The 23,395-nt window shown below is 73.2% G+C and carries 18 protein-coding genes; 10 read left to right on the top strand and 8 right to left on the bottom strand.

All coding sequences use genetic code 11. The features are described 5' to 3' along the window. Window positions 1-11 precede the first annotated feature (11 nt). Both AC1DT4_RS09015 and AC1DT4_RS09010 read right to left on the bottom strand, forming a co-directional pair. Complete coding sequence (locus AC1DT4_RS09015) at window positions 12-2,828, bottom strand: FtsX-like permease family protein (protein WP_477089444.1); 2,817 nt, start codon at window positions 2,826-2,828, stop codon at window positions 12-14. Beyond that, on the bottom strand, window positions 2,825-6,121 hold the full coding sequence (locus AC1DT4_RS09010) for an FtsX-like permease family protein (protein WP_477089443.1): 3,297 nt from the start codon (window positions 6,119-6,121) through the stop codon (window positions 2,825-2,827). The genes AC1DT4_RS09015 and AC1DT4_RS09010 overlap by 4 nt, the downstream gene beginning before the upstream one ends. Before the next feature lie 195 nt (window positions 6,122-6,316). Here AC1DT4_RS09010 and AC1DT4_RS09005 point away from each other — a divergent pair, with 195 nt between their 5' ends. Beyond that, window positions 6,317-6,955: a PadR family transcriptional regulator gene (locus AC1DT4_RS09005; RefSeq protein WP_477089442.1), complete on the top strand. Its 639-nt coding sequence runs from the start codon at window positions 6,317-6,319 to the stop codon at window positions 6,953-6,955. Beyond that, complete coding sequence (locus tag AC1DT4_RS09000) at window positions 6,952-8,586, top strand: DHA2 family efflux MFS transporter permease subunit (protein WP_477089441.1); 1,635 nt, start codon at window positions 6,952-6,954, stop codon at window positions 8,584-8,586. Before AC1DT4_RS09005 ends, AC1DT4_RS09000 begins: the two co-directional genes overlap by 4 nt. A gap of 88 nt (window positions 8,587-8,674) precedes the next feature. On the opposite strand, the gene AC1DT4_RS08995 is transcribed toward AC1DT4_RS09000, so the two are convergent. Beyond that, on the bottom strand, window positions 8,675-10,072 hold the full coding sequence (locus AC1DT4_RS08995; RefSeq protein ID WP_477089440.1) for a class II fumarate hydratase: 1,398 nt from the start codon (window positions 10,070-10,072) through the stop codon (window positions 8,675-8,677). Window positions 10,073-10,164: 92 nt separating this feature from the next. Between AC1DT4_RS08995 and AC1DT4_RS08990 the strand changes: the two genes are divergently transcribed. Then, window positions 10,165-10,482: a DUF2087 domain-containing protein gene (locus AC1DT4_RS08990; protein WP_477089439.1), complete on the top strand. Its 318-nt coding sequence runs from the start codon at window positions 10,165-10,167 to the stop codon at window positions 10,480-10,482. Window positions 10,483-10,486: 4 nt separating this feature from the next. Here AC1DT4_RS08990 and AC1DT4_RS08985 read toward each other — a convergent pair whose 3' ends face one another. Further along, a complete protein-coding gene (locus AC1DT4_RS08985; RefSeq protein ID WP_477089438.1) occupies window positions 10,487-11,119 on the bottom strand; it encodes a carbonic anhydrase in 633 nt (210 codons plus the stop codon). Window positions 11,120-11,259: 140 nt separating this feature from the next. On the opposite strand from AC1DT4_RS08985, the gene AC1DT4_RS08980 reads away from it, so the two are divergent. From AC1DT4_RS08980 to AC1DT4_RS08965, 4 genes are read left to right on the top strand one after another with little or no spacing between them, the layout of a single operon-like run. Continuing rightward, the gene (locus AC1DT4_RS08980) at window positions 11,260-12,555 is read left to right on the top strand and encodes a sugar ABC transporter substrate-binding protein (RefSeq protein ID WP_477089437.1); all 1,296 of its coding nucleotides are present in this window, start codon (window positions 11,260-11,262) and stop codon (window positions 12,553-12,555) included. After that, complete coding sequence (locus tag AC1DT4_RS08975) at window positions 12,552-13,547, top strand: carbohydrate ABC transporter permease (RefSeq protein WP_477089436.1); 996 nt, start codon at window positions 12,552-12,554, stop codon at window positions 13,545-13,547. The genes AC1DT4_RS08980 and AC1DT4_RS08975 overlap by 4 nt, the downstream gene beginning before the upstream one ends. After that, window positions 13,547-14,395 (top strand): carbohydrate ABC transporter permease, encoded by an 849-nt coding sequence (locus AC1DT4_RS08970; RefSeq protein WP_477089435.1) that lies wholly within the window; start codon window positions 13,547-13,549, stop codon window positions 14,393-14,395. The genes AC1DT4_RS08975 and AC1DT4_RS08970 overlap by 1 nt, the downstream gene beginning before the upstream one ends. 33 nt (window positions 14,396-14,428) lie before the next feature. After that, entirely contained in the window at window positions 14,429-15,685 is a 1,257-nt protein-coding gene (locus AC1DT4_RS08965) for an ABC transporter ATP-binding protein (protein WP_477089434.1), read from the top strand. Between the two features lie 60 nt (window positions 15,686-15,745). On the opposite strand, the gene AC1DT4_RS08960 is transcribed toward AC1DT4_RS08965, so the two are convergent. The 3 genes from AC1DT4_RS08960 to xseA form a co-directional block, all read right to left on the bottom strand. After that, window positions 15,746-16,678, bottom strand: a complete 933-nt coding sequence (locus tag AC1DT4_RS08960) for a carbohydrate kinase family protein (protein ID WP_477089433.1) — start codon at window positions 16,676-16,678, stop codon at window positions 15,746-15,748. Then, window positions 16,675-16,962, bottom strand: a complete 288-nt coding sequence (locus AC1DT4_RS08955; RefSeq protein ID WP_477089506.1) for an exodeoxyribonuclease VII small subunit — start codon at window positions 16,960-16,962, stop codon at window positions 16,675-16,677. Before AC1DT4_RS08955 ends, AC1DT4_RS08960 begins: the two co-directional genes overlap by 4 nt. Window positions 16,963-17,070: 108 nt before the next feature. Continuing rightward, complete coding sequence (gene xseA, locus AC1DT4_RS08950; protein WP_477089432.1) at window positions 17,071-18,345, bottom strand: exodeoxyribonuclease VII large subunit; 1,275 nt, start codon at window positions 18,343-18,345, stop codon at window positions 17,071-17,073. A 135-nt stretch (window positions 18,346-18,480) separates the two neighbouring features. Between xseA and AC1DT4_RS08945 the strand changes: the two genes are divergently transcribed. Further along, window positions 18,481-19,542 (top strand): 4-hydroxy-3-methylbut-2-enyl diphosphate reductase, encoded by a 1,062-nt coding sequence (locus AC1DT4_RS08945; protein WP_477089431.1) that lies wholly within the window; start codon window positions 18,481-18,483, stop codon window positions 19,540-19,542. A gap of 15 nt (window positions 19,543-19,557) precedes the next feature. Here the strand turns inward: AC1DT4_RS08945 and AC1DT4_RS08940 are convergent, their stop codons facing one another. Beyond that, window positions 19,558-20,904, bottom strand: coding sequence for a DNA recombination protein RmuC (locus tag AC1DT4_RS08940; RefSeq protein WP_477089430.1), 1,347 nt, complete (start codon window positions 20,902-20,904; stop codon window positions 19,558-19,560). 90 nt (window positions 20,905-20,994) lie between these two features. Between AC1DT4_RS08940 and AC1DT4_RS08935 the strand changes: the two genes are divergently transcribed. Together AC1DT4_RS08935 and AC1DT4_RS08930 are read left to right on the top strand one after the other, a co-directional pair. Beyond that, window positions 20,995-21,765, top strand: a complete 771-nt coding sequence (locus AC1DT4_RS08935; RefSeq protein ID WP_477089429.1) for an ABC transporter ATP-binding protein — start codon at window positions 20,995-20,997, stop codon at window positions 21,763-21,765. Continuing rightward, window positions 21,741-23,300, top strand: coding sequence for a hypothetical protein (locus AC1DT4_RS08930; protein ID WP_477089428.1), 1,560 nt, complete (start codon window positions 21,741-21,743; stop codon window positions 23,298-23,300). The genes AC1DT4_RS08935 and AC1DT4_RS08930 overlap by 25 nt, the downstream gene beginning before the upstream one ends. Window positions 23,301-23,395: the final 95 nt, after the last annotated feature.

Here is a 23,395-nt window from a genome sequence, read left to right as displayed (position 1 = left end):
TCGTCGGACAATCATCGTTCGCCCACCCGCAGCACCTCACCCAGCCGGTCGCGCCGGCGCACGGCCGACTCGACCACCACCGCTGCCGCCAGCGCGACCAGCACGACCGCCGCGGCGCCCACGATCGGGACCCACGTGACCTGCAACGTCGTCGCCTCGGCCGCGCCGGTGACCAGGTCGAGCCCGAGCGCCCCCGTGAGCATCCAGGGCACCGCGATGCCGACGGCCGTGCCGGCGACCAGCGCCGCGATCGCCAGCGGCGCGAGCTCGCCGAACGTCATGGCGCGCGCGGTCCGGGCGTCGAGCCCCAGGGTGCGCAGCGCGGACAAGGTGCGGCCGCGCTCGCGCGACGTCGCCACCACGGTGAGCACCAGCGCGACGGCCGCGTAGCCCGCGAGCGCGATGCCGACCGCCACCAGGAGCATGAGCAGCCCGGCGGTCAGCGGCGACGAGCGCCAGTCGTCGAGCCACGTGGTGCGCTCGGTGACGGTGACCCCGGACATGTCGGTGAGGCCGGCGGCGCGGACGGCGTCCACGGCGCCCGGACCGTCGACCCACACGGTCGAGGGTGCGACGTCGATCCCGGTCGCCGCCTCGAAGCGCGTGCGGTCGACGATCACGACGGCGTCGGTGTCGGCCGGGGCGGTGTCCCCCTTCTCGGGGACCACGGGCGGGTGCTGGGCCGTGCCGACGACGTGCAGGTCGACGAACCCGGTCTTGCCCATCACCGCGGGCTGGACCAGCGCGGCCGTGCTCTCGAGCGCGGGCGTGATGAGCGCCGGCACCTGCGACCCGGTCCCGTCGCCGAGGCCCGCGAGGCCCGCGTCGACCGGGCGACCCGCGGCCGCCAGCACCGCGGCGAGGTCGGCCGCGTCGACCAGGACCAGCCGCGCCTTGACGCCGCTCTCCTTGCCGAACGTCCGTCCGCCGAGCGCGAGGGCGCCCGCGACGGCCGTGACGCCGGGCTCGTCGCGCAGCGCGTCGAGCGCCTCCGGTGGGATCGTGCCGTCGAGGCGGACGGGGGCTCCGACCACGATGTCGGCCGCCGCGAGCTGGCCGCGCTGCACGGTGACGGCCGTCGTCCCGCAGAAGACGACGAGAGCGACCGCGACCGTGAGGGTCAGCAGCGGGACTCGGGTGCCGGCGGTGCTGCTCGCCCGAGCGGTGGCGATGACGGGGGTCAGCCCGCGCCGGGGGGTCGCGAGCCGGGACAGGCCGCGCAGGACGGGTGGCAGGGCCCGGGCGACGAGGAGGGTCGCGGCGGTCGCGAGCAGCACGGGCGTCGCCGCGAGCAGCAGGTCGACCCCGCCGGTCGTGGTCTGCAGCAGCCCGCGCGCGTGCACGGACACCAGCGCCGCGGCGGCGACCGCGACGAGGGCCAGCTCGGCGGTCAGGCGGCGGACGCGCCGGCGGCGCACCAGCCTCTCCCGGTCCACCCGGTTGGCGGGCAGCCGGCGCCCCGTCCACGCGCCGCGGACCACCCCGCCGGCGGCGATCGCCGGCGCCACCGCCGCCACGACGGCGACGACCGCGGCGATGGTCCACGACCCGCGGGCGTCGGGCTCGAGCAGCCACGCGCCCAGGGCACCGACGGCGGCGGCGAGCACGACGAGCGGCACGCTCTCCACCAGGGCGCGCACCACGACGGAGGCCACGGACGCACCCCTGGCGCGCTCGGCGAGCAGGAACGTCTCGCGGCGCACCACGAGCAGGCGGGCGGCGAGCACGAGCGCGAGCGCGCCGACGGTGGCCAGCCCGATCAGCAGCACCGAGGCCTGGGCCGTGCCGGCCAGCAGCCGCGCGTCGGCCGCGAGCAGCACCGTGCCGAGCCCGGTGGTGACCACGGGGGTGTGCCCGTCCGAGCCGGTGAGCACGGTCGGGTCGGCGAGCAGCTGGACGACGGCGCGCTCGATCTCGTCGGTGTCCGTGGCGGCCAGGTCGCCGGGCAGCGCGGGGAACCGGACGATCGTCTCGACGGACTGCGACGTCATCCCGAGCTGCATGTCCGGAAGCGACGCGTCGGACAGGAGCAGGGCCACGCGGCCGACGGCGGCGGCCTCGGCGGGGGTCGGCGTCTCGCCCAGCAGGTCCGGTTGCGCGGCCCACAGCGGGGAGCCGGCGTCGAGCGGCTCGTACAGGCCGGTCACCACGACCTCGACGGCGCCGAGCGTCGGTCCCTTGAGCGCGAACCGGTCGCCCACGGCGATCCCGACGTCCTGTGCGGCGGACGCGGAGACGCCGACCTCGACCAGGCGCGGGCTGTCGGCCGGCGGCAGGGCGTTCGGGCTCGTGCTCGTCAGGACGGGCGGCGGCGACATCCGGGGCTCGAGGCCCGTGACCCACCGGACCGTCGGGGTCGTGTCCTCGCCGGCGTGCTCCGGGGCGCCGTACGCCACGTGCACGAGGCGCGTCGCGACCAGGCCGGCGGAGGTGTCGATCGTCGCCGACGGGCTCTCCACGGCCGTGACGGGCGCGTCCGTGACGTCACGCACCGGCAGCGGCAGCAGGTCGGCCATCCCGGCCGCGGCGTTGGCGACGAGGATCGCGGCGTCGTCCTGGCGGCCGTCCGCGTTGCCCAGCGCGACGCCGATGGTCGCGACGACGTCCGCCGTCCGGCCGGCGTCGGTGACGGACTGCTGCACGCCCTCGTCGGCCATCCGCAGCACGACCCGCGGCACGACGAGCGAGAGCAGCACCGTGACCGCGAGCAGCAGCGCCGAGAGCGTGAGCAGCCCGGCGTCCTGTCGGCTGCGCCGCCGCGCGACGAGCACCCCGTCGGCGGTCGCCGCCCGCCACCCGACGGCGGCACGCGTGGTCGTCACGCTCATCGCTCGTCCCCCAGCCGCAGGAGCTCGCCGGACGCGCGGCGCAGGAGCAGGTTCGTCGTGAGGGCCACGGCGGTGCCGACGAGCAGGACGAGGAGCGTGAGCAGCGCGACCTCGGCCGGCCACGGCCAGTGCACGACGACCTGCGGGACGGGCCGGCCACCGGTCGCGGAGACCGTGACCAGGGGCGCGACGACCCACGCGAGGAGGGCCCCGAGCGCGAGGCCCGCGGCAAGCCCGAGGGTGCCGAGGATGACGTGCTCGACCAGGACCGACCGCACGAGCGAGGGGCGGGACGCGCCGAGCGCCTGCAGCCGCGCGAGCTCGAGACGCCGCGTGCGGACCGCGACGGTCGCACTCATCGCGAAGCCGGCCACCGCGAGCGCCAGCGCGGCGAACGTGACGATCCAGAGCGCGGCCTGCACGCCCACGCGCAGCGGACCCTCGATCGCCGTCGTCCGCACCTCGACGCGGCTGGTCGGGACGCCCAGCTCGTCCGACACCACCTGGTCCGCCAGCGCGGCGGCGTGCTCGTCGGGCACCTGCAGCCACCACTCGTCCAGGAGCGGGTCGGTCCACGCCGACTGCAGCGCCGACCGGCCCAGCAGGTCGCGGTCGACCAGCATGCCGGCGCCGCGGGGCATGCCGGGCAGGTACGGGACCTCGCGCTCGATCGACACGCGGACGGGTGCGCCGCCGAGATCGAGCTGCACGGTGTCCCCGACCTGTGCCCCGAGGCCGGCCAGCACGGTGTCCGTCGCCACCACCGGCACCACGCCGGGGTCCACGAACGTCATCGCGGCCATCCGGGCCTCGCCGAACACCAGCCCGACCGCGTCCAGGTGCGCGCTGACTCTGAGGCGGCCACCGTCGACCTCGGTGACCACCAGCGCCCGCCGGCCGCGGTCGGTCGCGGGCGCGCTGCCCGTCCACGTCGCGCCGTCCAGGGGGACGGGCGTCACGGTGTCGGCCGACGCCCCGGCCGGCCGCTCGACCACCCGCAGGTTCCCGACGCTCACGACCACCGCGATCGTCTGGCCGGGCCGGCCGCCGTACCGCTCGCCGAAGTCCTCACCGTCCGCAAGGCCCTGGGCCACGACCGCGACCAGGCGCAGCCCCTCGACGGCGGCGGGCAGCGGGACGCTGACGTCCGGCGTCGTCCCGACCAGCGGCACGACCGGCAGCACCAACGCCGTGCGGGTGCCGGACGGGTCCTCGACCACCACCGTGACCAGCAGCGCGCCCTTCAGCGCAGGCGTGACGGAGCTGTCGACGTCGAGGAGCAGGGAGGTCGGTGCTCCGGGGAGCGGGATCGCCCCGTCGGGTGTCGTCGGTACCAGCGGTGCGCTGATCTGACCCCAGTCGGGCGTGATGCGGCCGCGCAGCAGGTCGCCGCCGCGCGTGGCGTCGAGGGCCAGGAGGTTGACCGTGCCGGCGTTGGTGGCGTCCTCGCCGTCGGTGGGCACGCCGAAGCGGACGCTGCGGAACGCCACCGCACTCGTGGCCTGCGCACCCTCGAGGCCGGCGACGACGTCCGACTGCGCCATCGCCTCGCCGTTGAGCCGACTCACCCGCACGTCCGTGCCCACCAGCAGGTCGACCTGGTCGGCCTGCGACGTCCGCCAGGTGGCAAGGAACGACTGCGAGAAGGAGCCGACGGCCAGCGCGAGCGTGAGCAGCAGCACGGCGCCCGCCGCGCGGGACGGCCGTCGACCGACCTCCCAGGCGGCCAGGGGGGCGACGAGCGAGCGGCCGCGCGCGGCGAGCCGTTCGCCGACGGCGGCCACCAGCGGCAGCGCCCGCAGCGCGAGCACCGCGCCGGCGAGGAGCAGCAGCGCCGGCGCCGCGACGAGGATGGGGTCGAGTCGCGCGCCGGCCAGCACGGGGGAGCGGTACGTCTGCAGCTGCCACACCGCCACCCCGGCGACGGCGACCAGCGCCAGGTCCACGCCGGACCTCGCCAGGCCGCCGCGCCGGTCCTGGCGGACCAGCTGCTGCTCGGTGTCGACGACGCTGCCCCGGCGTCGCAGGAGCGGCCCGAGCAGGACGCCGGCCAGGACGAACGACGCCACGACGCAGGTGATCCAGAGCGAGACGGGCCGGCCCGGGTCGGTGTGCATCCCGGCCCGCTCGAGCGGGCCGAACGACGTGATGAGCCCGAAGAGGAGCCCCGCGAGCCACGGGGACACCAGCGTGGTGAGCAGCGCGACCACGGCCGCCTCGAGCGACGCCAGGCCGAGCAGCTGGCGGCCGGACGCGCCGCGAGAAGACATCAGCGTCTGCTCGGCCGCCCGCCGGTCGGCCAGCAGCCGGGCCGCGAGCAGCAGGACGGTCACGGACAGCACGACGAGCATGAGGCCGACGATCACGATGCTGACCCGGGTGACGGCGAGGTTGCCCTCGGCGACGTCGATGGTCTCGGCCAGGTGCGAGGAGAAGGCGCCGGAGACCGCGACGCCGTCCACGGCAGCCGTGAGCGAGGCTTGCGCGTCGTCCAGGCGCGAGCGCAGGTCGGTGACCGCGCCGGCCGGCGCGTCGGTGAGGTGCGGGGAGGCGACGAGGTCCGCGGTCGCCAGGGCGCCGACGCCGTCGAGGGCGGCCGGGTCCGCGACGAACGGACCCCACGCGTCCGTGGTGACGAAGCCGAAGCTGCCCGGGACGGGGTAGCTGGCGTCGTGCTCGGCGCCCTGCAGCAGGTCCCGGGTCCAGATGCTGCTGGGCCCGGTCAGCTCGTGGATGCCGACGACCACGAACCGGGTGTCCTCGTGTGTCGCCAGGCTCTGCACGGCCAGCTCGCTGCCCAGCGACCAGCCGTACGCGTCGGCCGTGACCTTCGGCACGGCCACCTCGACGCGGCCCTGGTCGTCCGTCGCAGCGGTCGGCCACGCGCCCGCGAGCAGGGTGGCGTCGGACGGCAGCCGGGGGTTGGCAGCCAGGTAGGAGAGCGGAGGGACGCGGCCGTCGCCCTGCCCGACCAGGCGGTACATGGGCGACGTGAGCCACTGGCCGCGCGTTGCCGGGACGTCGTCGAGCAGGTCGTCCAGGAACGACTCGCCGGCGGCCACCGCGGTGGCCGGGTCGGACGTGGCATCCACCGTGACGACGGCGTCGATGTCGGTGGCGGTCGTCGGGGCGCGGTCCAGGGCGGTGTCCAGGGCACCGTGCGCGCTGGTGTAGAGCAGCAGCGCGAAGGTGCCCAGCAGGGAGGCGCCGACGAGGGCGACGGCGACGACGGTCACCAGGAGGGTCCGCTGGGCGGCGGCGCGGTGGCGCAGCACGCGCAGGCTCCAGCCCATGCGACCTCCTCTCGACGTCCTCGTCCCGAGCGCGCGCGGTCGGCAGACGGACCGGTGCGGTGGGCCGATCGTAAGGGAGTGAGAAGAAAGTGTGGGAGCGATTCCGCGAACGCACAGCAGACCGTGATCCAAAGGTGACACGACCGGCTCCCAAGGGTATATTCCAGCCGGAATAGTTGATCTGGAGGGGTGAACATGGCCGAGCTCTCGGCGGTCGCGGTGCTCGTGCTGGCCCTGCTGCACGAGCAGCCGATGCACCCGTACCAGCTCCACCAGACCCTGGTCGAGCGCGGCGACACCCGGATCGTGCGGGTGAACCCCGGCGCGGTCTACCACGGCGTCGAGCGGCTCGAGCGCGACGGGCTGGTGGAGGCCGTCGGCACCGACCGCACCGGCAAGCGGCCCGAGCGCACCACCTACCGGATCACCGACGCGGGCCGGGCCGCCTTCGCCGAGCGCGTGGCCAGCCTCCTCGGCGACGAGCACCCGGCCTACCCGCTCTTCTCCGTCGGTCTCGCCGAGGCCAACGAGCTCCCTGCGGACGTCGTCGTCGAGCAGCTCACGCGTCGACGCGACCGCAAGACGGGCAACCTGGCCGGCCTGGAGGCGTCCTACGGGGCCGTCCGGGAGCTGGGCCTACCGCGCCGGTACCTCCTCGACGCCGAGCACGACCTCGCCGTGCTCCGCGCGGAGATCGCGTGGCTCGACGCCACCCTCGAGGAGCTGCGCGTCGACGCCCTCGACTGGGGCGGCCCGTTCCCGCCCGGCTTCGTCGAGGCCAAGCGCGCCCTCACGTCCTCCCCCCACCCGCACTCGTCGAAGGACAACTCATGAGCTCCACCACCGAGCAGCCACGCGCGCTCGTCGACCTCCACGGCCGCAGCCCGTGGAGCATCCTGCCCGCGCTGTGCCTCGGCTTCTTCATGATCATGGTCGACACCACGATCGTGAACATCGCGATCCCGTCGCTGGTCACGGCGTTCGACGCCGACCTCACGGCGGTCGGCTGGGTCAACAGCGCCTACCTGCTGACGTTCGCCACGCTGCTGCTGGTGACCGGCCGGCTCGGCGACCGCTTCGGCCCGCGGCCCGTCTTCATCGTCGGCCTCGTCATCTTCACGCTCACGTCGCTGCTCTGCGGCCTGTCCGGGTCGATCGCGTTGCTGATCGCCGCTCGCGCGGCCCAGGGCGTCGGCGCGGCCCTCATGACGCCGCAGACCATGTCGATGATCACGCGCGTCTTCCCGCCGCAGAAGCGCGGGTCGGCCATGGGCCTGTGGGGTGCCGTCGCCGGCATCGCCACCATCACCGGCCCGGTGCTGGGCGGCCTGCTGGTCCAGACCGTCGGCTGGGAGTGGATCTTCTACGTCAACATCCCCGTCGGCGTCGTCGCGCTGGTCCTCGCCGTCCGCACGCTGCCCACCCTGCCCACGGCGAACCGCTCGTTCGACGGCCTGGGCGTCCTGCTCTCGATCGTCGGCATGTTCCTGGTCGTCTTCGGCGTCCAGGAGGGCGCGACGTACGACTGGGGCACCATCACCGGCCCGGTCACGGTCTGGGGCGTCATCGGCGCGGGCGTGATCGTGCTCGTCGGCTTCGTGCTGTGGCAGCGCCACCGGGGCAGCGACGCGCTCCTGCCGCTGAGCCTGTTCCACCACCGCAACTTCTCGCTGGCCAACGTGGCCGGCTGGGCCGTGACGTTCGCGATGATCGGCATCTTCTTCCCGTTCACGCTCTTCCTCCAGGAGGTCCTCGGCCTCGAGCCGCTCCAGGCCGCGCTCGTGGGCCTGCCCGGCTCGCTCATCTCCGGGATCGTCGCGCCCTTTGCGGGCCGGCTGTCCGACAGGGTGGCCGGCAAGTGGGTCGTCGGCAGCGGGTTCGCCATCCTGGCGGTCGCCATCACCTGGCTCGCGCTCGCGGTCCAGCCGGACGCCCCCGTGTGGCACCTCGTGCTCCCCATGGTCTTCTTCGGCATCGGCACGGGCGCGCTGTTCTCGCCGCTGGCCAACCTGGCGACGTCGGGTCTCGACGGGCGCACGGCCGGTGCGGGCGCCGGCGCGTTCAACACGACGCGGCAGATCGGTGGCGTCATCGGGTCCGCGGCGGTCGTCGCCATGATGACCTCGCGCCTCGCCGTCACCATCCCCGCGGCCGCGCGGGACGCGGCGGGTCAGCTCCCGGAGGAGCTCCGCAAGCCGTTCGTCGACGGGTTCGCCTCCGGCAACTTCGCCAACGGCGCCGCGCCTCAGCTGCCCTCGTCCGTGCCGGCCGACGTGGCCGCGCACATCCAGGACGTCGCGCTGCAGGCCGTGCACTCTGGCTTCGCCACCGCGGTCACGCAGACCATGCTGATGACGGTCGGCGTGCTGGTGCTGGGCCTCGCGGCCAGCCTCGCGATGAAGGGCGGCCGCCCGGCGCACGCCTCCGCTCCGGCCGCACCGGCCCCGGTTCCCGCCGAGGTCTGATGCCTGCGTGGAGACTTCGTCGCGCCTGGCGCGACGAAGTCTTCACGCAAACCGGACCCGGCTCCCAGATGGGGGCCGGGTCCGTGTGTCACGCCTGCGGCGGTCGCGTCATGCTCAGCACGTCGAGCGCGCTGTCCAGCTGCTCCTCGGTGACCTCGCCCCGCTCGACGAAGCCGAGGTCGATCACCGCGGCGCGCACCGTGATGCCGTGCTTGACGGCGTGCTTGGCGATCTTCGCGGCCGCCTCGTAGCCGATGACGCGGTTGAGCGGCGTGACGATGGACGGCGACGACTCGGCCAGCGCCCGGGCGCGCTCGACGTTGGCGACGAGCCCGGCGACGGTCTTGTCCGCCAGGAGCCGCGACGCGTTGGCCAGCAGCCGGACGGACTCGAGCACGCCGGCGGCGATCACGGGGATCTGCACGTTGAGCTCGAACGACCCGCTCGCGCCGGCCCAGGCGACGGTGGCGTCGTTGCCGACGACCCGCGCGGCGACCATGAGCACCGCTTCGGGGATCACCGGGTTGACCTTGCCGGGCATGATCGACGAGCCGGGCTGCAGGTCGGGGATCGCGATCTCGCCCAGGCCGGTGTTCGGGCCGGAGCCCATCCAGCGCAGGTCGTTGCAGATCTTGGTCAGGCTGACCGCGATGGTGCGCAGTGCGCCCGACAGCTCGACCAGCCCGTCGCGCGAGCTCTGCGCCTCGAAGTGGTCGCGCGCCTCGGTCAGCGGCAGGCCCGTGTCCTCGCGGAGCAGCTCGATCACGCGCTGGGGGAACCCGGCCGGGGTGTTGATGCCGGTGCCGACGGCCGTGCCGCCCAGCGGGACCTCCGCGGCGCGGGGGAGCGCCGACTGCAGCCGCTCGATGCCGTACCGGATGGCAGCCCCGTACCCGCCGAACTCCTGGCCCAGCGTCACGGGCGTGGCGTCCATGAGGTGCGTGCGGCCCGACTTCACGACCGTCACCCACTCGACGGCCTTCGCCTCGAACGCCTCCGCCAGGTGCTCGAGCGCCGGGATCAGGTCGCGGACGACGCCCGCGGTCGCGGCCACGTGCACCGAGGTCGGGAAGACGTCGTTGGACGACTGCGACGCGTTGACGTGGTCGTTCGGGTGCACGTCGCGCCCGAGGCGTCGCGTCGCCAGCGTCGCGAGCACCTCGTTGGTGTTCATGTTCGAGCTGGTGCCCGACCCGGTCTGGTAGACGTCGATCGGGAAGTCGCCGTCGTGCGCACCGGAGGCGACGTCGTCCGCGGCGGCGACGATGGCGTCGGCGACGTCCTGCTCGAGCACCCCCAGCTCGGCGTTCGCGCGGGCCGCGGCCTTCTTGATGCGGGCGAGCGCCTCGATGTGGCTGCGCTCGAGCCGACTGCCCGAGATCGGGAAGTTCTCGACCGCCCGCTGCGTCTGTGCGCGGTAGAGGGCGTCGACCGGGACGCGCACCTCGCCCATCGTGTCGTGCTCGATGCGGAACTCAGAAGTCATGCCCAACATCCTGCCGCACGCGCCGGGGTGGGCCTGCCCGAGGTGACGCAATCGGCGTGCGGCCGCCCGGCGCCTCCGGGCACCATGACGGCATGTCCTCCCCGTGCCCCGCCGAGCGGTTCCTCGACCGCGGCCGCCTCGTCCGCACGCCCCGGCGCCAGGACGACCGCGCCCTCGTCCTCGAGCACCTGGCCTCGCGCGTGCTCGCGCCCGGCGAGCGGGCGTCCGAGGTCGAGCTCACGGAGCGGGTGTCCGCGTTCACCGAGGACCCCGTCCGGCTGCGGCGGGACCTGGTCGAGAGCGGTCTGGTCGGGCGTCGGCAGGACGGTTCGGCGTACTGGCGCGAGCGGAGCACGCCGCACGACGACGAGGAGGGTGCGCGGCCGAGGCCTGCCGACCCGTGGCCGTGAGGCGTCAGCCGAGGTCGCCGGCGGCCTCGCTCAGGTGCACCGTCCCGTCGGCCAGTGTGTACTCGAGCCCGACGACCGCGACCCGACCCTCGCTGATGGCCTCGGCCAGGGAGCGCGAGTAGCCCTGCAGCATCCGGACCGTGTGCTTGACGTGCTCGTGACCCAGCACCGCCGGGTCCAGGCTGTCCAGGGCGCCGTGCCCGCCGCCCGCGAGGTTGACGATGCTCGGGATCACGCGGTCGACGATCGCGCGCACGAACCCGGTGGGCAGCTCGCCCGTGGTCAGCGCCGTCGTGGCGGCCGCGACGGCCCCGCAGCTGTCGTGCCCGAGGACCACGACGAGCGACGCGCCCAGCACCTCGACGCCGTACTCGATCGACCCGATGACCGTCGTGTCCAGCACGTGGCCGGCGGTCCGGACGACGAACACGTCGCCGAGCCCCTGGTCGAAGATGATCTCCGCCGCGACGCGCGAGTCCGAGCAGCCGAAGATGACGGCGAACGGGTGCTGCGACGAGCTCAGCTCGGCGCGGTGGTCGACACCTTGGGAGGGGTGGAGCATCTCGCCGCGGACGAAGCGCTCGTTCCCCTCGCGCAGCGCGGTCCAGGCTTCGGCGGGAGTGGTGGGGCGTGGCACGGCGTCATCGTCGCAGGTCGGGACGCCGCCCGGGAGAAGCGTTCACCGTGCGAGAAAGGGTGCCAGCGGTGGCGCGGATGGGCCGAACGGGTGTAGCCCTTGAGGTGTGAGGCGTCGACGCCTCGGTTCGGAGGTGCTCCGTGCGACGACGCACACGAGCGCTCGCCCTCGCGGTGGGGGTGGGGCTCGTCGCTCCGTTGGCAGCCTGCGCAGGATCCGGGTCCGGGACCCCCGTGCTCACCTGGTACATCAACCCCGACAACGGGGGCCAGGCGGAGATCGCCAAGCAGTGCACCGAGGCCGCCGACGGGCAGTACACGATCGAGACATCCGTCCTCCCGCGTGACGCGTCGGCGCAGCGCGAGCAGCTCGCCCGCCGACTGGCCGCCAAGGACTCGTCCATCGACATCATGAGCCTCGACCCGCCGTTCATCCCGGAGCTGGCTGAGCCCGGCTTCCTGGCCCCGATCCCGCAGGACGTCCAGGCGAAGGTCACGGAGAACGTGGTCAAGGGCGCCCTCGCCGGCGCGACCTGGAAGGACGAGCTCGTCACCGTGCCCTTCTGGGCCAACACGCAGCTGCTCTGGTACCGCAAGTCGGTGGCGAAGGCCGCGGGCCTCGACCCGGCGACCACGCCCGTGACCTGGGACCAGATCATGAAGGCGGCCAAGGACCAGGACAAGTACCTCGCAGTCCAGGGCACCAAGGCCGAGTCGCTCACCGTGTGGATCAACGCGCTCGTCGCCTCCGCCGGCGGCCAGATCATCGAGAACCCCGAGGCCCCTGCGGAGGACGTCAAGCTCGGGCTCGAGACGCCCGCGGGCGAGGCCGCCGCGACGATCATCGGCACCATCGGCAAGGAGGGCCTCGGCGGCCCCGGGCTGCCGACAGAGGACGAGAACGCGTCGCTGTCGGTGTTCCAGGGGGACAAGGGCTCGTTCATGGTGAACTGGCCGTTCGTGTACTCCGCCACCGAGGCCGGGGTGAAGGACGGCACGCTCGACCAGACCCTCCTCGACGACATCGGCTGGGCGCTGTACCCCCAGGTCACCGAGGGCAAGCCGTCGGCTCCCCCCTACGGCGGGATCAACCTGGGCATCGGCGCGTTCAGCAAGCACGTCGACCTCGCGTTCGCGGCGTCGGAGTGCATCGTCACCCCCGAGCACCAGGCGCAGTACTTCGCGACGAACGGCAACCCGCCGTCCAACACCACGTCCTACGACGACCCGGCGGTCAAGGAGGCGTTCCCGATGGCTGACGTCATCCGGGAGTCGCTGGAGCTCGCCGCCCCTCGCCCGCAGACGCCCTACTACAACGAGGTGTCGACCGGTCTGCAGCAGACCTGGCACCCACCGAGCTCGGTGACCCCCGAGGTCACCCCCAAGGAGTCGACCGACCTGATCACCGCCGTGCTGCGAGGGGAGCAGCTGCTATGAGCACCGCATCGACGGGGGCAGGGCCGGTCCAGACCCAGGTCCCGGGGGGAGCGGCGCCGGACCTGCGGGACGCGGCGGCCAAGGCAGGGCGGAGCGACCGGTCACGGTCCGAGGCCCGGCTCGGCTGGCTGCTCGCGGGGCCGGCATTCGTCGTCATGCTGGCCGTCACGCTGTACCCGATCCTGCAGGCCTTCTACGACTCGCTCTTCCACTTCCGGCTCACGGCTCCCGACGACAAGCGCTGGGCGGGGCTGAGCAACTACGCGGTGGTCCTGACCGACCCGCTCTTCTGGCAGGCGCTCGGCGTCACGGTGTTCATCACGGTCGTCACCGTGGTGGTCGAGCTGATCCTCGGGTTCGCGCTCGCGCTGGTCATGCACCGCGCGATCACCCAGCTCCGCGGCCTGCTGCGCACGGCGATCCTGGTGCCGTACGGGATCATCACCGTGGTCTCGGCGTTCGCGTGGTTCTACGCGTTCGACATCAACTCGGGGTACATCAACCACTGGTTCGCCTGGGTGCCCGGGATCAGCACGGACCTCAACTGGTTCGCCCAGCAGGGCACCAGCCTCTTCGTCATCATCCTGTCGGAGATCTGGAAGACCACGCCGTTCATCTCCCTGCTCCTGCTGGCCGGCCTCTCGCAGGTGCCGACCGAGCTGGAGGAGGCGGCGGAGGTCGACGGCGCGACGTGGTGGCAGCGGCTGACGCGGGTGGTCCTGCCGAACATGAAGGCCGCGATCATGGTGGCGGTCCTGTTCCGGGCCCTCGACGCGTTCCGGATCTTCGACAACGTGTTCATCATGACGAACGGCGCCAACGGCACCGAGGTCCTGTCGTTGCTCGCCTACCGGACGTCGATCGGACGGCTCGAGATCGGTCTCGGGTCCGCGATCTCCGTGCTCCTCTTTCTGTGCGTGATCCTGATCTGCTGGGTCGCGGTCAAGCTGTTCAAGGTCGATCTGGCCGGCGGCGCGAGGGGGGCAGGCTGATGAAGCAGCTGTCGACGAGGGCCAAGTGGGCCTGGGCCCTCATCACGATCTTCGTCATCGTGTACGCCCTCTTCCCGATCGTCTCGATCTTCGCCACGTCGTTCAAGCTGCCCAGCCAGCTCAACCTCGGGCTGTTCTGGCCGAAGACCTGGTCGACGGTGAACTACGAGCAGATCCTGGCCCCGGGCGGATCCGCGCAGACGCTGTTCCTGTCGTCCCTGCGCAACTCGATCGGCATCTGCCTGATCGCCACGGCCATCGCGGTCGTCCTCGCCACGCTCGCGGCCTATGCGATCGCCCGGCTCGACTTCCCGGGCAAGCGGCTGGTCCTGCTCACGGCGCTCGGCGTCTCGATCTTTCCGGTCATCTCGATCGTCACGCCGCTGTTCAACCTGTGGCGGAACATCGGCCTCTACGACACGTGGCTCGGGCTGATCATCCCGTACCTGTCGCTGACGCTCCCGATCTCCATCTGGACCCTCGCGGCGTTCTTCCGCCAGATCCCGTGGGAGCTCGAACAGGCAGCGCAGGTGGACGGCGCGACCACGTGGCAGGCCTTCCGCAAGGCGATCGTGCCGCTCGCCGCACCCGGCGTGTTCACCACCGCGCTGATCGCGTTCTTCATCGCCTGGAACGACTTCGTCTACGGGATCTCGCTCACCTCGACCGACCGGGCCCGGCCGGTCCCGGCAGCGCTGGCCTTCTTCACCGGGGCCTCGCAGTTCGAGGAGCCGACGGGGTCGATCTCCGCCGCCGCCATCGTCGTGACCATCCCGGTCGTCATTCTCGTCCTGCTCTTCCAACGCCAGATCGTGTCCGGCCTGACCCAGGGCGCCGTCAAGGGCTGACGTCCTCGCAGCCCGTCCCACGAAGGAGATCCGATGGCCGCCATCACCCTCAAGGACATCGTCAAGCAGTACGGCGACGGCTTCCTCGCCGTGAAAGGCGTGAGCCTGGACATCGCCGACGGCGAGTTCGTCATCCTCGTCGGCCCCTCCGGCTGCGGGAAGTCGACGCTGCTGCGGATGATCGTGGGCCTCGAGGACATCACGGCCGGCGACCTGCAGATCGGCGGCACACGGGTCAACGACAAGGCCCCGCGCGACCGGCACCTGGCCATGGTGTTCCAGAACTACGCCCTCTACCCGCACCTCACGGTCTTCGAGAACATCGCGTTCCCGCTGCGCCTGCAGAAGGGGCAGTTCACCGACGCCGAGATCCGCGAGAAGGTCGAGTTCGCCGCCAAGACGCTCGAGCTGCAGGACCACCTCGACCGCAAGCCGGCCAACCTGTCGGGCGGTCAGCGGCAGCGCGTCGCGATGGGCCGCGCGATCGTCCGCGAGGCCGAGGCGTTCCTCTTCGACGAGCCCCTGTCCAACCTCGACGCCAAGCTCCGCGGGCAGATGCGCACCGAGATCGCCCGCATGCAGCGCCGCTTGGGCACCACCACCGTCTACGTCACCCACGACCAGACCGAGGCCATGACCCTCGGCGACCGGGTGGCCGTCCTGCGCAAGGGCGAGCTGCAGCAGGTCGCCAGCCCGCGTGGTCTGTACGAGCAGCCGGTGAACCTGTTCGTCGCCGGCTTCATCGGGTCGCCGCCCATGAACTTCCTCCCCGGGGAGATCAGCGGGTCGACGATGAAGCTGCCGTTCGCCGACGTGCCGATCTCCGCGGACCTGGCCCCCAAGCTGAAGGGCAAGGAGATCGTCATCGTCGGCATCCGCCCCGAGCACTTCGAGGACGCCGCCCTGCTCGAGGACGCCCGCAAGGGCACCGGAGTCTCCTTCTCTGCGCCCGTCGACGTCACGGAGTGGCTCGGCTCCGAGCTCTACGCCTACATCCCGTTCGACACGAACCCCCACGTCGCGACGACGCTCGAGGAGCTCGATCGCGACCTGGACGGCGAGGGTCTACGCACCCAGCTCATCGTCGCCCTCCCGTCGGAGACGAAGATCCGGGACGGCATCGATGCGGACCTCTGGTTCGATCCCGCCCGGATGATGGTGTTCGACCCGGAGAGCGGCGAGAACCTCACCTGGGACGGTACGGCCGCCGAGACGCTCGACCGCGAGAACGAGGCCGACCGCAAGGCCTCCCTGGAGCGCGCGCAGGCCCGAGAGAAGGCGCGCGCCTGAGCCGACCGGGCGCCGATCGCGAGCCCCCTACGAGCGCGCCCCTGAGCCGTGCCCGGTGCGTCAGGCGAGCTCGGCGAGACGCGGCGGGTTGGCCCCCGCGCGCGAGACGGTGATCGCGGCGATGCGCGCGCAGCGCTCGAGCACGGCCTGCACGGTGGCCGAGTCAACGTCGGCGAGCGCCTGCCGACGGGCGGCCCCGAGCAGCCCGGCCGACCAGAGACCGTCGATCAGGCCGCCCATGAACGAGTCGCCCGCCCCGACGGTGTCCGCCACCTGCACCTTCGGCGCCTGGACCGACAGCCGGGCGCCCGCCGAGGTGCTCGCGAACGCCCCTTCCCCGCCGTGCGTCACGACGACGAGCGACGGCCCCGACCGGCTCCACTCCTCGGCGATCTCCGCGGGCGCGACGCCCGGGTGCAGCCAGGCCAGGTCCTCGTCGCTGACCTTGACCACGTCGGCCAGCCGGACCAGCGCCTCCACCATCGGCAGCGCGTGCGCGGGGGATCCCATGAGCGCCGGCCGCAGGTTGGGGTCGTACGTGATGGTCGACGTCGCGCGCCGACGGCCCAGCAGCTTCGCGACGGCCGCGCCGCCGGGCTGCAGCACCGTCGCGATCGAGCCGGTGTGCACCACGACCGGGTCCCCGGGCCCCTCGTCCCACGTCTCGGGCAGGTCCCACGCGAGGTCGAACTCGTAGGTCGCAGCACCGTCCTCGCCGATGTGCGCGGTCGCGAGCGGGGTCCGCAGCGCGGAGCGGTTGCCCTCGAGGACGTGCACGCCCGAGCCCCGCAGGTGCCGCCGGACCAGGTCGCCGTCGGTGTCGTGGCCGAGCCACGTCAGCAGGTCGACGTTCCGACCCAGCCGGCCGAGGCCGAGCGCCACGTTGGCAGGGCTGCCCCCGGGGTGCTGGGCACGGGTGCCGTCGGGTCGGGCGACGACGTCGATGAGCGCCTCGCCGACGACGAGGGCGCGCTCGGCGGTCGGCGGGGTCATCGCGTCTCCTCGTCGTCACCGATCGTCGTGCCGTTGGCGCTCGTCGCGGTGTCGCGCACGGCGCTCAGCCGCTCACGCGCCCCGTCGAGCCACTCCTGGCACCGCGTGGCGAGCGCCTCGCCGCGCTCCCAGAGGGTGAGCGACTCCTCGAGCGTCGCGGCACCGGCCTCCAGCCGGGCGACCACGGCGACGAGCTCGTCGCGGGCCTCCTCGTAGCCGAGGGAGCTCACGTCGGTATTTGGGTCGGGCGGGGCGGACGAGGAGGACGGGGACGGCTTCGGCACGAGCACAGTCAACCAGGACACGCCCACACCAACGGCACCCCTCCAGCACGCGAGCATGGGCCGGAGGTTCGTCCTGGCCCAGCGCGGGCGCACGCGGCCGCGGAAAGGTCAGGCCGTCGTGACCTCGGCGGCGAGCTCGCCCGCGGCGACGCGGATGCGCAGGGGGTCGCCGGTCTCCACCTCGGCCGGGTCCCGCACGACGTGGCCGTCGGCCCGCTGCACCACCGCGTATCCCCGGTCGAGCGTGGCCGCTGGCGACAGCGCCCTGACCTGGGCGGCCAGGCCGGCGACCTCGGCCCGGCCGTGCACGAGCGCGGTGTGCAGGGAGCGCCGTGCGCTGTCCCTGAGGGCGGTGACGCGGTGCTCGTGGACGTCGACGAGCGTGGTCGGGTTGGCCAGCACCGGCCGGCTGCGCCAGTGGTCGAGACCGGTCTGCTCGCGGGTCAGCCGTGCGGCCAGGGCGGCGCGGGCGCGCAGGCGGGCCTGCGTCAGGCGGGCGCGTTCCTCGCTCACGTCCGGGACGATCCGCTTGGCGGCGTCGGTGGGGGTCGAGGCCCGCAGGTCCGCGACGAGGTCGAGCAACGGCGTGTCGAGGTGGTGACCGATCGCGCTGACCAGCGGGGTGCGGCAGGCAGCCGCCACGCGGACCAGCGACTCGTTGCTGAAGGGCAGGAGGTCCTCGAACGAGCCGCCGCCGCGCGCGACGACGATGACGTCGACGCGCGGGTCGCGGTCCAGCTCGGCGATCGCCGCGCTGACCTCGGGCACCGCTCGCGGGCCCTGCACGGTCACGCGGCGGATCTCGAACTGCACGGCCGACCAGCGCGCCCGGGCGTTGGACACGACGTCATGCTCGGCGTCGCCCTGCTGCGCGACGATCAGGCCGACCACGGCGGGGAGGAACGGCAGCGCGCGCTTGCGCGACGGCTCGAATAGGCCCTCGGCGCCGAGGATGCCCTTGAGGTGCTCGATCCGGGCGAGCAGCTCACCCAGGCCGACCAGCCGGACGTCGTCGGCGGCGAACGTCAGGGTGCCCTTCTTGGCGTGGAACTGCGGCCGCGCGTGCACCACGAGGTGCGCGCCGTCCGCCAGCTTGTCCGCCAGACGGTCGATCGCCGACGCGGGCGCGGTGACCGACAAGGACATGTCGAGGTCGGTGTCGCGCAGCGTGAGGAAGTAGAGGGTGTTCCACCTCTTGAGGTTGAGCACCTGGCCCTCGACCCACACCGGCGGCATCTTCGCGATGTAGTCGGCGATCTTGGGCGCGAGGTGCCGCACGGGCCATGGTCGGTCAGGCGTCGTGTCGGCGGCACGCAGCGGCGGGGGACCGGCGGCCGGCGGGCTGGTGATGGGGCCGGTGCTCACGCGCCCAGCCTGCCTCATCCCACCGACAGCACGGCGCCCCACGCGCGCAGGCTCGTCGGCTCGTGTGCACAGCGTGCGGGTCGGGTGCAGGTCACAGCCGCGGTGGCCCGTTCGCCCGGGGATCGCCGGGCGCGCCGAACTAGACTCCTGACCGTGACCTCCACGACGTCCGACCTCGTCTCGGGCGCGCCCGCCGGTGCCGCCCGCACCGGCAAGCGCGTCCTGCTCGCCGCGCCGCGCGGCTACTGCGCCGGTGTCGACCGCGCGGTGATCGCCGTCGAGAAGGCGCTCGAGCACTACGGCGCCCCGGTGTACGTGCGCAAGGAGATCGTGCACAACAAGTACGTCGTGGAGACCCTGGCGGCCCGCGGCGCCATCTTCGTGAACGAGACGGACGAGGTTCCCGAGGGTGCCCGCGTCGTCTTCTCGGCGCACGGGGTCTCACCGGCCGTCCACGCGCAGGCGGCCGCGCGGTCCCTGCAGACGATCGACGCGACCTGCCCCCTGGTGACCAAGGTGCACAAGGAGGCCGTCCGGTTCGCCTCCGAGGACTACGACATCCTCCTCATCGGCCACGACGGGCACGAGGAGGTCGAGGGGACGTACGGCGAGGCCCCCGACCACATCCAGGTGGTGAACTCCCCGGACGCCGTCGCCGACGTCGTGGTCCGTGACCCCGACAAGCTGATCTGGATCTCGCAGACCACGCTCTCGGTCGACGAGACGATGGACACGGTCCGCCGGCTGCGCGAGCGGTTCCCGAACCTGCAGGACCCGCCCAGCGACGACATCTGCTACGCCACCCAGAACCGGCAGGTGGCGGTGAAGAAGCTGGCGCCGGAGTGCGACCTGGTCATCACCGTCGGGTCGGCGAACTCGTCGAACTCCGTGCGGCTGGTCGAGGTCGCCCTCGACGCCGGTGCTCGGACGTCGTACCGCGTGGACAAGGCGTCCGAGATCGACCTCGCGTGGCTCGACGGGGTGACCACCGTCGGCGTCACGTCAGGCGCCTCGGTGCCCGAGATCCTGGTGCGCGACGTGCTCGAGCTGCTGGCCGAGCACGGCTTCGGCGACGTCGAGGAGGTGCGCACCGCGACCGAGGACCTCATGTTCTCCCTGCCGCGTGAGCTCCGCGCCGACCTCAAGGCCGCCGGCAAGGCTCCCGTGGTCCCGCGTCGCGAGGGCCGCCCGACGATCGACGTCCACCGCATCTGATCACGCGGTAGCTGATCACGCGGTCGAGGCGTCCGTCGGGGCGATCGCGCTCTGCTCGCGCAGGGCGCGCTCGTCGCGCTCGGCGCGACCGTCGAACATGACGATCTGCTCCTCCGCCGACGCCACGAGCTCGGGCGCGCTCACCGCCGACAGCTGCGGGTTGACGGGGTCGGGCGTCGGCAGGTCGGTGTCCACGACATGCAGGTCCGCGAAGCGCCGGGCGCTCACGAGCACCCGCGTCTCGAGCGACGAGACCGTCTGGTTGTAGGCGCCGGCCGCCGAGTCGATGGCGCGACCGAGCCGGGACAGGTGCGCTCCCATGGTCGCCAGCCGGCCGTGCAGCTCCTTGCCCAGCGAGAGGACCGCCTGCGCGTTGCTGGCCAGCGCGTCCTGCCGCCAGGCGTAGGAGATGGTGCGCAGCAGCGCGAGCAGCGTGGTCGGCGTCGCGATGACGACGTTGCGCTCGAAGGCGTACTCGATCAGCAGCGGGTCCTGCTCGGCGGCCGCGTGCAGGAACGACTCGGCGGGGACGAACATCACGACGAACTCCGGCGCGGGCGCGAACTGGTCCCAGTACCGCTTGCCCGCCAGGTCGTCGACGTGCGCGCGGACGTGCCGCGCGTGCGCCGCGAGCCGTTCGCTGCGCACGCGCTCGTCCGTCGTCTGCGCGGCGTCGAGGAACCCGAGGAACGCGACCTTGGCGTCGACGACCACGTTCTTGCCGCCGGCCAGCTTGATCACCATGTCCGGCCGCAGGAGGCCGTCGTCGGTGCGCACCTGGTCCTGCTCGACGAAGTCGACGTGCGCCAGCATCCCGGCCGCCTCGACCACGCGCTTGAGCTGCAGCTCGCCCCACTTCCCACGCACCTGCGACGACCGCAGCGCGGTGACCAGCTGCGCGGTCTCGCCGCGCAGGTGCTCGGACGCCTGCTGCATCGCGCGGACCTGCTCGCCGAGCGCCGCCTGCCCGGCCGCGCGGGCCTGCTCGGCCGTCGACAGCTCGAGCCGCACCTGGTCGAGGGTGCGCGAGAGGGGCTCGACCATCGCCCGCACGGCCTGTTCGCGCTGCGTGAGCTCACCGACCTGCGTCTGGTGGTCGGCGGCGAACCGTTGGTGCGCGAGCGCGAGGAACTGGTCGGTGCTCGTCGCCAGCGCGTCGGCGGCCAGGGACCGGAACTGGTCCGCCAGCCGGTCGGAGTCCTCCAGCCGGGACTGCGCCCCGTGCCGCTCGGCCTCCAGGAGCGCCGTCGCGCGCGCGGCCGCCAGGTCGGCGGCGCGCAGCCGTGGCGAGGCGAGCATCCAGCCGGCGAGCACGCCCACGAGGGCGCCGATCGCGAGTCCCAGCAGCAGTCCGGTGTCCATGTCCCGAACGCTCCCAGGCACCTCTGACATCGCACGGTGCATCCGGGTGAAGGTCCCGCGCCGCGACGTGCGGCCACCTAGGGTGGACCGATGTCGACCGCACCCGCCGCCCTCGAGCTGCGCGGCCTCTGGCGCAAGTTCGGGGACAAGATCGCTGTCTCCGGCATCGACCTCGTCGTCCCCGCCGGTTCCTTCTACGGCCTCGTCGGCCCCAACGGGGCGGGCAAGACGACCACGCTGTCGATGGCGACCGGCCTGCTGCAGCCCGACTTCGGCACCGTCCTGGTGCACGGGCACGACCTCTGGGCGGCGCCCGTCGAGGTCAAGGCGATGCTCGGCGTCCTGCCCGACGGCGTCCGCCTCTTCGACCGGCTGACCGGCCAGCAGCTGATCACCTACGCCGGCCTGCTCCAGGGGCTGGACCGCGCGACGGTCGCCGAGCGGGCGACCGACCTGCTGGCTGCGCTCGACCTCACCGCGGACGCCCAGAAGCTCGTCGTCGAGTACTCCGCCGGCATGACCAAGAAGGTCGCGCTGGCCTGCGCCCTGGTGCACGCGCCGCGCCTGCTCGTCCTCGACGAGCCGTTCGAGGCCGTGGACCCGGTCTCCGCCGCGAACATCCGCGACATCCTCGCGTCCTACGTCCGCTCCGGCGGCACCGTCATCGTGTCCTCCCACGTCATGGACCTGGTCCAGCGGATGTGCGACCACGTCGCGGTCATCGCCGCGGGCCACGTGCTCGCGGCGGGCACGGTCGACGACGTCCGCGGCGACCGCAGCCTGGAGGACCGCTTCGTCGACCTGGTCGGCGGTCGGGTCGGCGGGGAGGGGCTCGCGTGGTTGCGCACCTCCTCCGCCTGAAGCTGACGCTGCTGCGCAACGGACTGCGGCGCAGCGCGTGGCAGATCGTCGGGCTCGTCGTCGGCGCCTTCTACGGGCTCATGGCGCTGGCCATCGTCGTGGGGTCCATGGCCGTGCTGAGCGTCCAGGAGCCCGACATCCGTGGTCTGGTCACCGTGCTGCTCGGGTCGGTGATCGTGCTCGGCTGGTGGCTGGTGCCGCTGGTCGCCTTCGGTCTGGACGCGACGATCGACCCCGCGCGGTTCGTCACCTTCGCCATCCCGCGACGCTCGCTGCTGACCGGCCTCGCGCTCGCGGGGCTGCTCGGCATCCCTGGCGTCGTCACCACCCTGGCCGTCCTGTCGATGGCGGGCGTCTGGTGGCGCACGCCGGCCGCCCTCGTCGCGGGGCTCGTCTGCGTCGTTCTCGCGCTGGCCACCTGCGTCGTCGGCGCGCGGGCGACCACGTCCGCGGCCTCGAGCATCCTCAGCGGGCGGCGGTTCCGCGAGGTCATGGCGGCGGTCGCGATCCTGCCCATCATCGTCATCGGCCCGCTGCTCGGGCGGTTCTTCTCGGGCACCACGATCACGCAGGACATGGTCGAGCAGGCTGCCGACGTCCTGTCCTGGACCCCGCTCGGGGCCGTGTGGGCGGTACCCGCAGGCGTCGCCGACGGCGAGTGGGGGCTCGCCGGCGCCCGGTTCGCGATCGCCGTCGGCACGGTCGTGGTCGTCGCCCTCGTGTGGGACCGGGCGCTGGCGCACGCCCTGGTCAACCCGCCGCACCAGAGCGTCTCGGCGCGCGGCCACGGCCTGGGCTGGTTCGACCGCCTGCCGGCGACCCCGCTCGGCGCCGTCACCGCGCGCTGCCTGACCTACTGGGCGCGCGACCCGCGGTACGCGCTCGCGGTGGCCATCGTGCCCGTGCTGGCCGTCGTCTTCTACCTCGTGAACCCCGACGGCGGGCTGCTCCTGCTCATCGGCCCGATCGCGGGCTACCTCATGGGCTGGGGGATCTCGGCGGACGTGGCCTACGACGGCACGGCGTTCTGGACGCACGTCGCCGCACCGTTGCGCGGCGTCGCCGACCGGCTCGGGCGCGTCATCGCCGCCGCCGCGATCGCGGTGCCGGCAGTCGTCGTGCTCTCCGTCGGCTCCGCACTGCTCGCGGACCGCGCCGCCCTGATCCCCGCCCTGCTCGGAGTGTCGTTCGGCGTGCTGCTCACCTCGCTCGGCGGGTCGAGCGTCGTCTCCGCGCTCGTCGTCTACCCCGTCCAGATGCCCGGCGAGAACCCGTTCCAGACCCGCCAGGGTGCGTCGATGTCGGCCGTCGTCTCCCAGCTGGGCGGGTGGCTCGCGGTCATGGCGCTGTGCCTGCCCGAGATCGTGCTCGCACTGGCCGCCATCGGGTGGGGGTCGGTCCCGCTCGCCTGGGTGACGCTGGCGGTCGGCGTGGTGCTCGGGTCGGTGCTGCTCACGATCGGCGTACGCATCGGCGGGCGCACGCTCGACCGCACCGGGCCGGACCTGCTGCGCCGCATCGTCGCGTTCGCCTGACGCCTGCCGGTCCGCTGCGCGGGTTCACCCGCGGATCCCGTCGATCTCATCCGGTCTCGGCGGGTGGTGTCCGGGGTGCCGTGTCATGGTCGGGT

Source organism: Cellulomonas sp. P4_D11 (assembly GCF_056401915.1).
This window is presented reverse-complemented; position numbering and strand designations above follow the sequence as displayed.

What these genes read in the sequence shown, in the direction of transcription:
- AC1DT4_RS09015 (WP_477089444.1), bottom strand. Translation starts at nt 2,828, where the DNA reads ATGAGCGTGACGACCACGCGTGCCGCCGTCGGGTGGCGGGCGGCGACC.
- AC1DT4_RS08940 (WP_477089430.1), bottom strand. Translation starts at nt 20,904, where the DNA reads ATGGACACCGGACTGCTGCTGGGACTCGCGATCGGCGCCCTCGTGGGC.
- AC1DT4_RS09000 (WP_477089441.1), top strand. Translation starts at nt 6,952, where the DNA reads ATGAGCTCCACCACCGAGCAGCCACGCGCGCTCGTCGACCTCCACGGC.
- AC1DT4_RS08975 (WP_477089436.1), top strand. Translation starts at nt 12,552, where the DNA reads ATGAGCACCGCATCGACGGGGGCAGGGCCGGTCCAGACCCAGGTCCCG.
- AC1DT4_RS08935 (WP_477089429.1), top strand. Translation starts at nt 20,995, where the DNA reads ATGTCGACCGCACCCGCCGCCCTCGAGCTGCGCGGCCTCTGGCGCAAG.
- AC1DT4_RS08990 (WP_477089439.1), top strand. Translation starts at nt 10,165, where the DNA reads ATGTCCTCCCCGTGCCCCGCCGAGCGGTTCCTCGACCGCGGCCGCCTC.
- AC1DT4_RS08970 (WP_477089435.1), top strand. Translation starts at nt 13,547, where the DNA reads ATGAAGCAGCTGTCGACGAGGGCCAAGTGGGCCTGGGCCCTCATCACG.
- AC1DT4_RS09010 (WP_477089443.1), bottom strand. Translation starts at nt 6,121, where the DNA reads ATGGGCTGGAGCCTGCGCGTGCTGCGCCACCGCGCCGCCGCCCAGCGG.
- AC1DT4_RS08960 (WP_477089433.1), bottom strand. Translation starts at nt 16,678, where the DNA reads ATGACCCCGCCGACCGCCGAGCGCGCCCTCGTCGTCGGCGAGGCGCTC.
- AC1DT4_RS08995 (WP_477089440.1), bottom strand. Translation starts at nt 10,072, where the DNA reads ATGACTTCTGAGTTCCGCATCGAGCACGACACGATGGGCGAGGTGCGC.
- xseA (WP_477089432.1), bottom strand. Translation starts at nt 18,345, where the DNA reads ATGAGGCAGGCTGGGCGCGTGAGCACCGGCCCCATCACCAGCCCGCCG.
- AC1DT4_RS08965 (WP_477089434.1), top strand. Translation starts at nt 14,429, where the DNA reads ATGGCCGCCATCACCCTCAAGGACATCGTCAAGCAGTACGGCGACGGC.
- AC1DT4_RS09005 (WP_477089442.1), top strand. Translation starts at nt 6,317, where the DNA reads ATGGCCGAGCTCTCGGCGGTCGCGGTGCTCGTGCTGGCCCTGCTGCAC.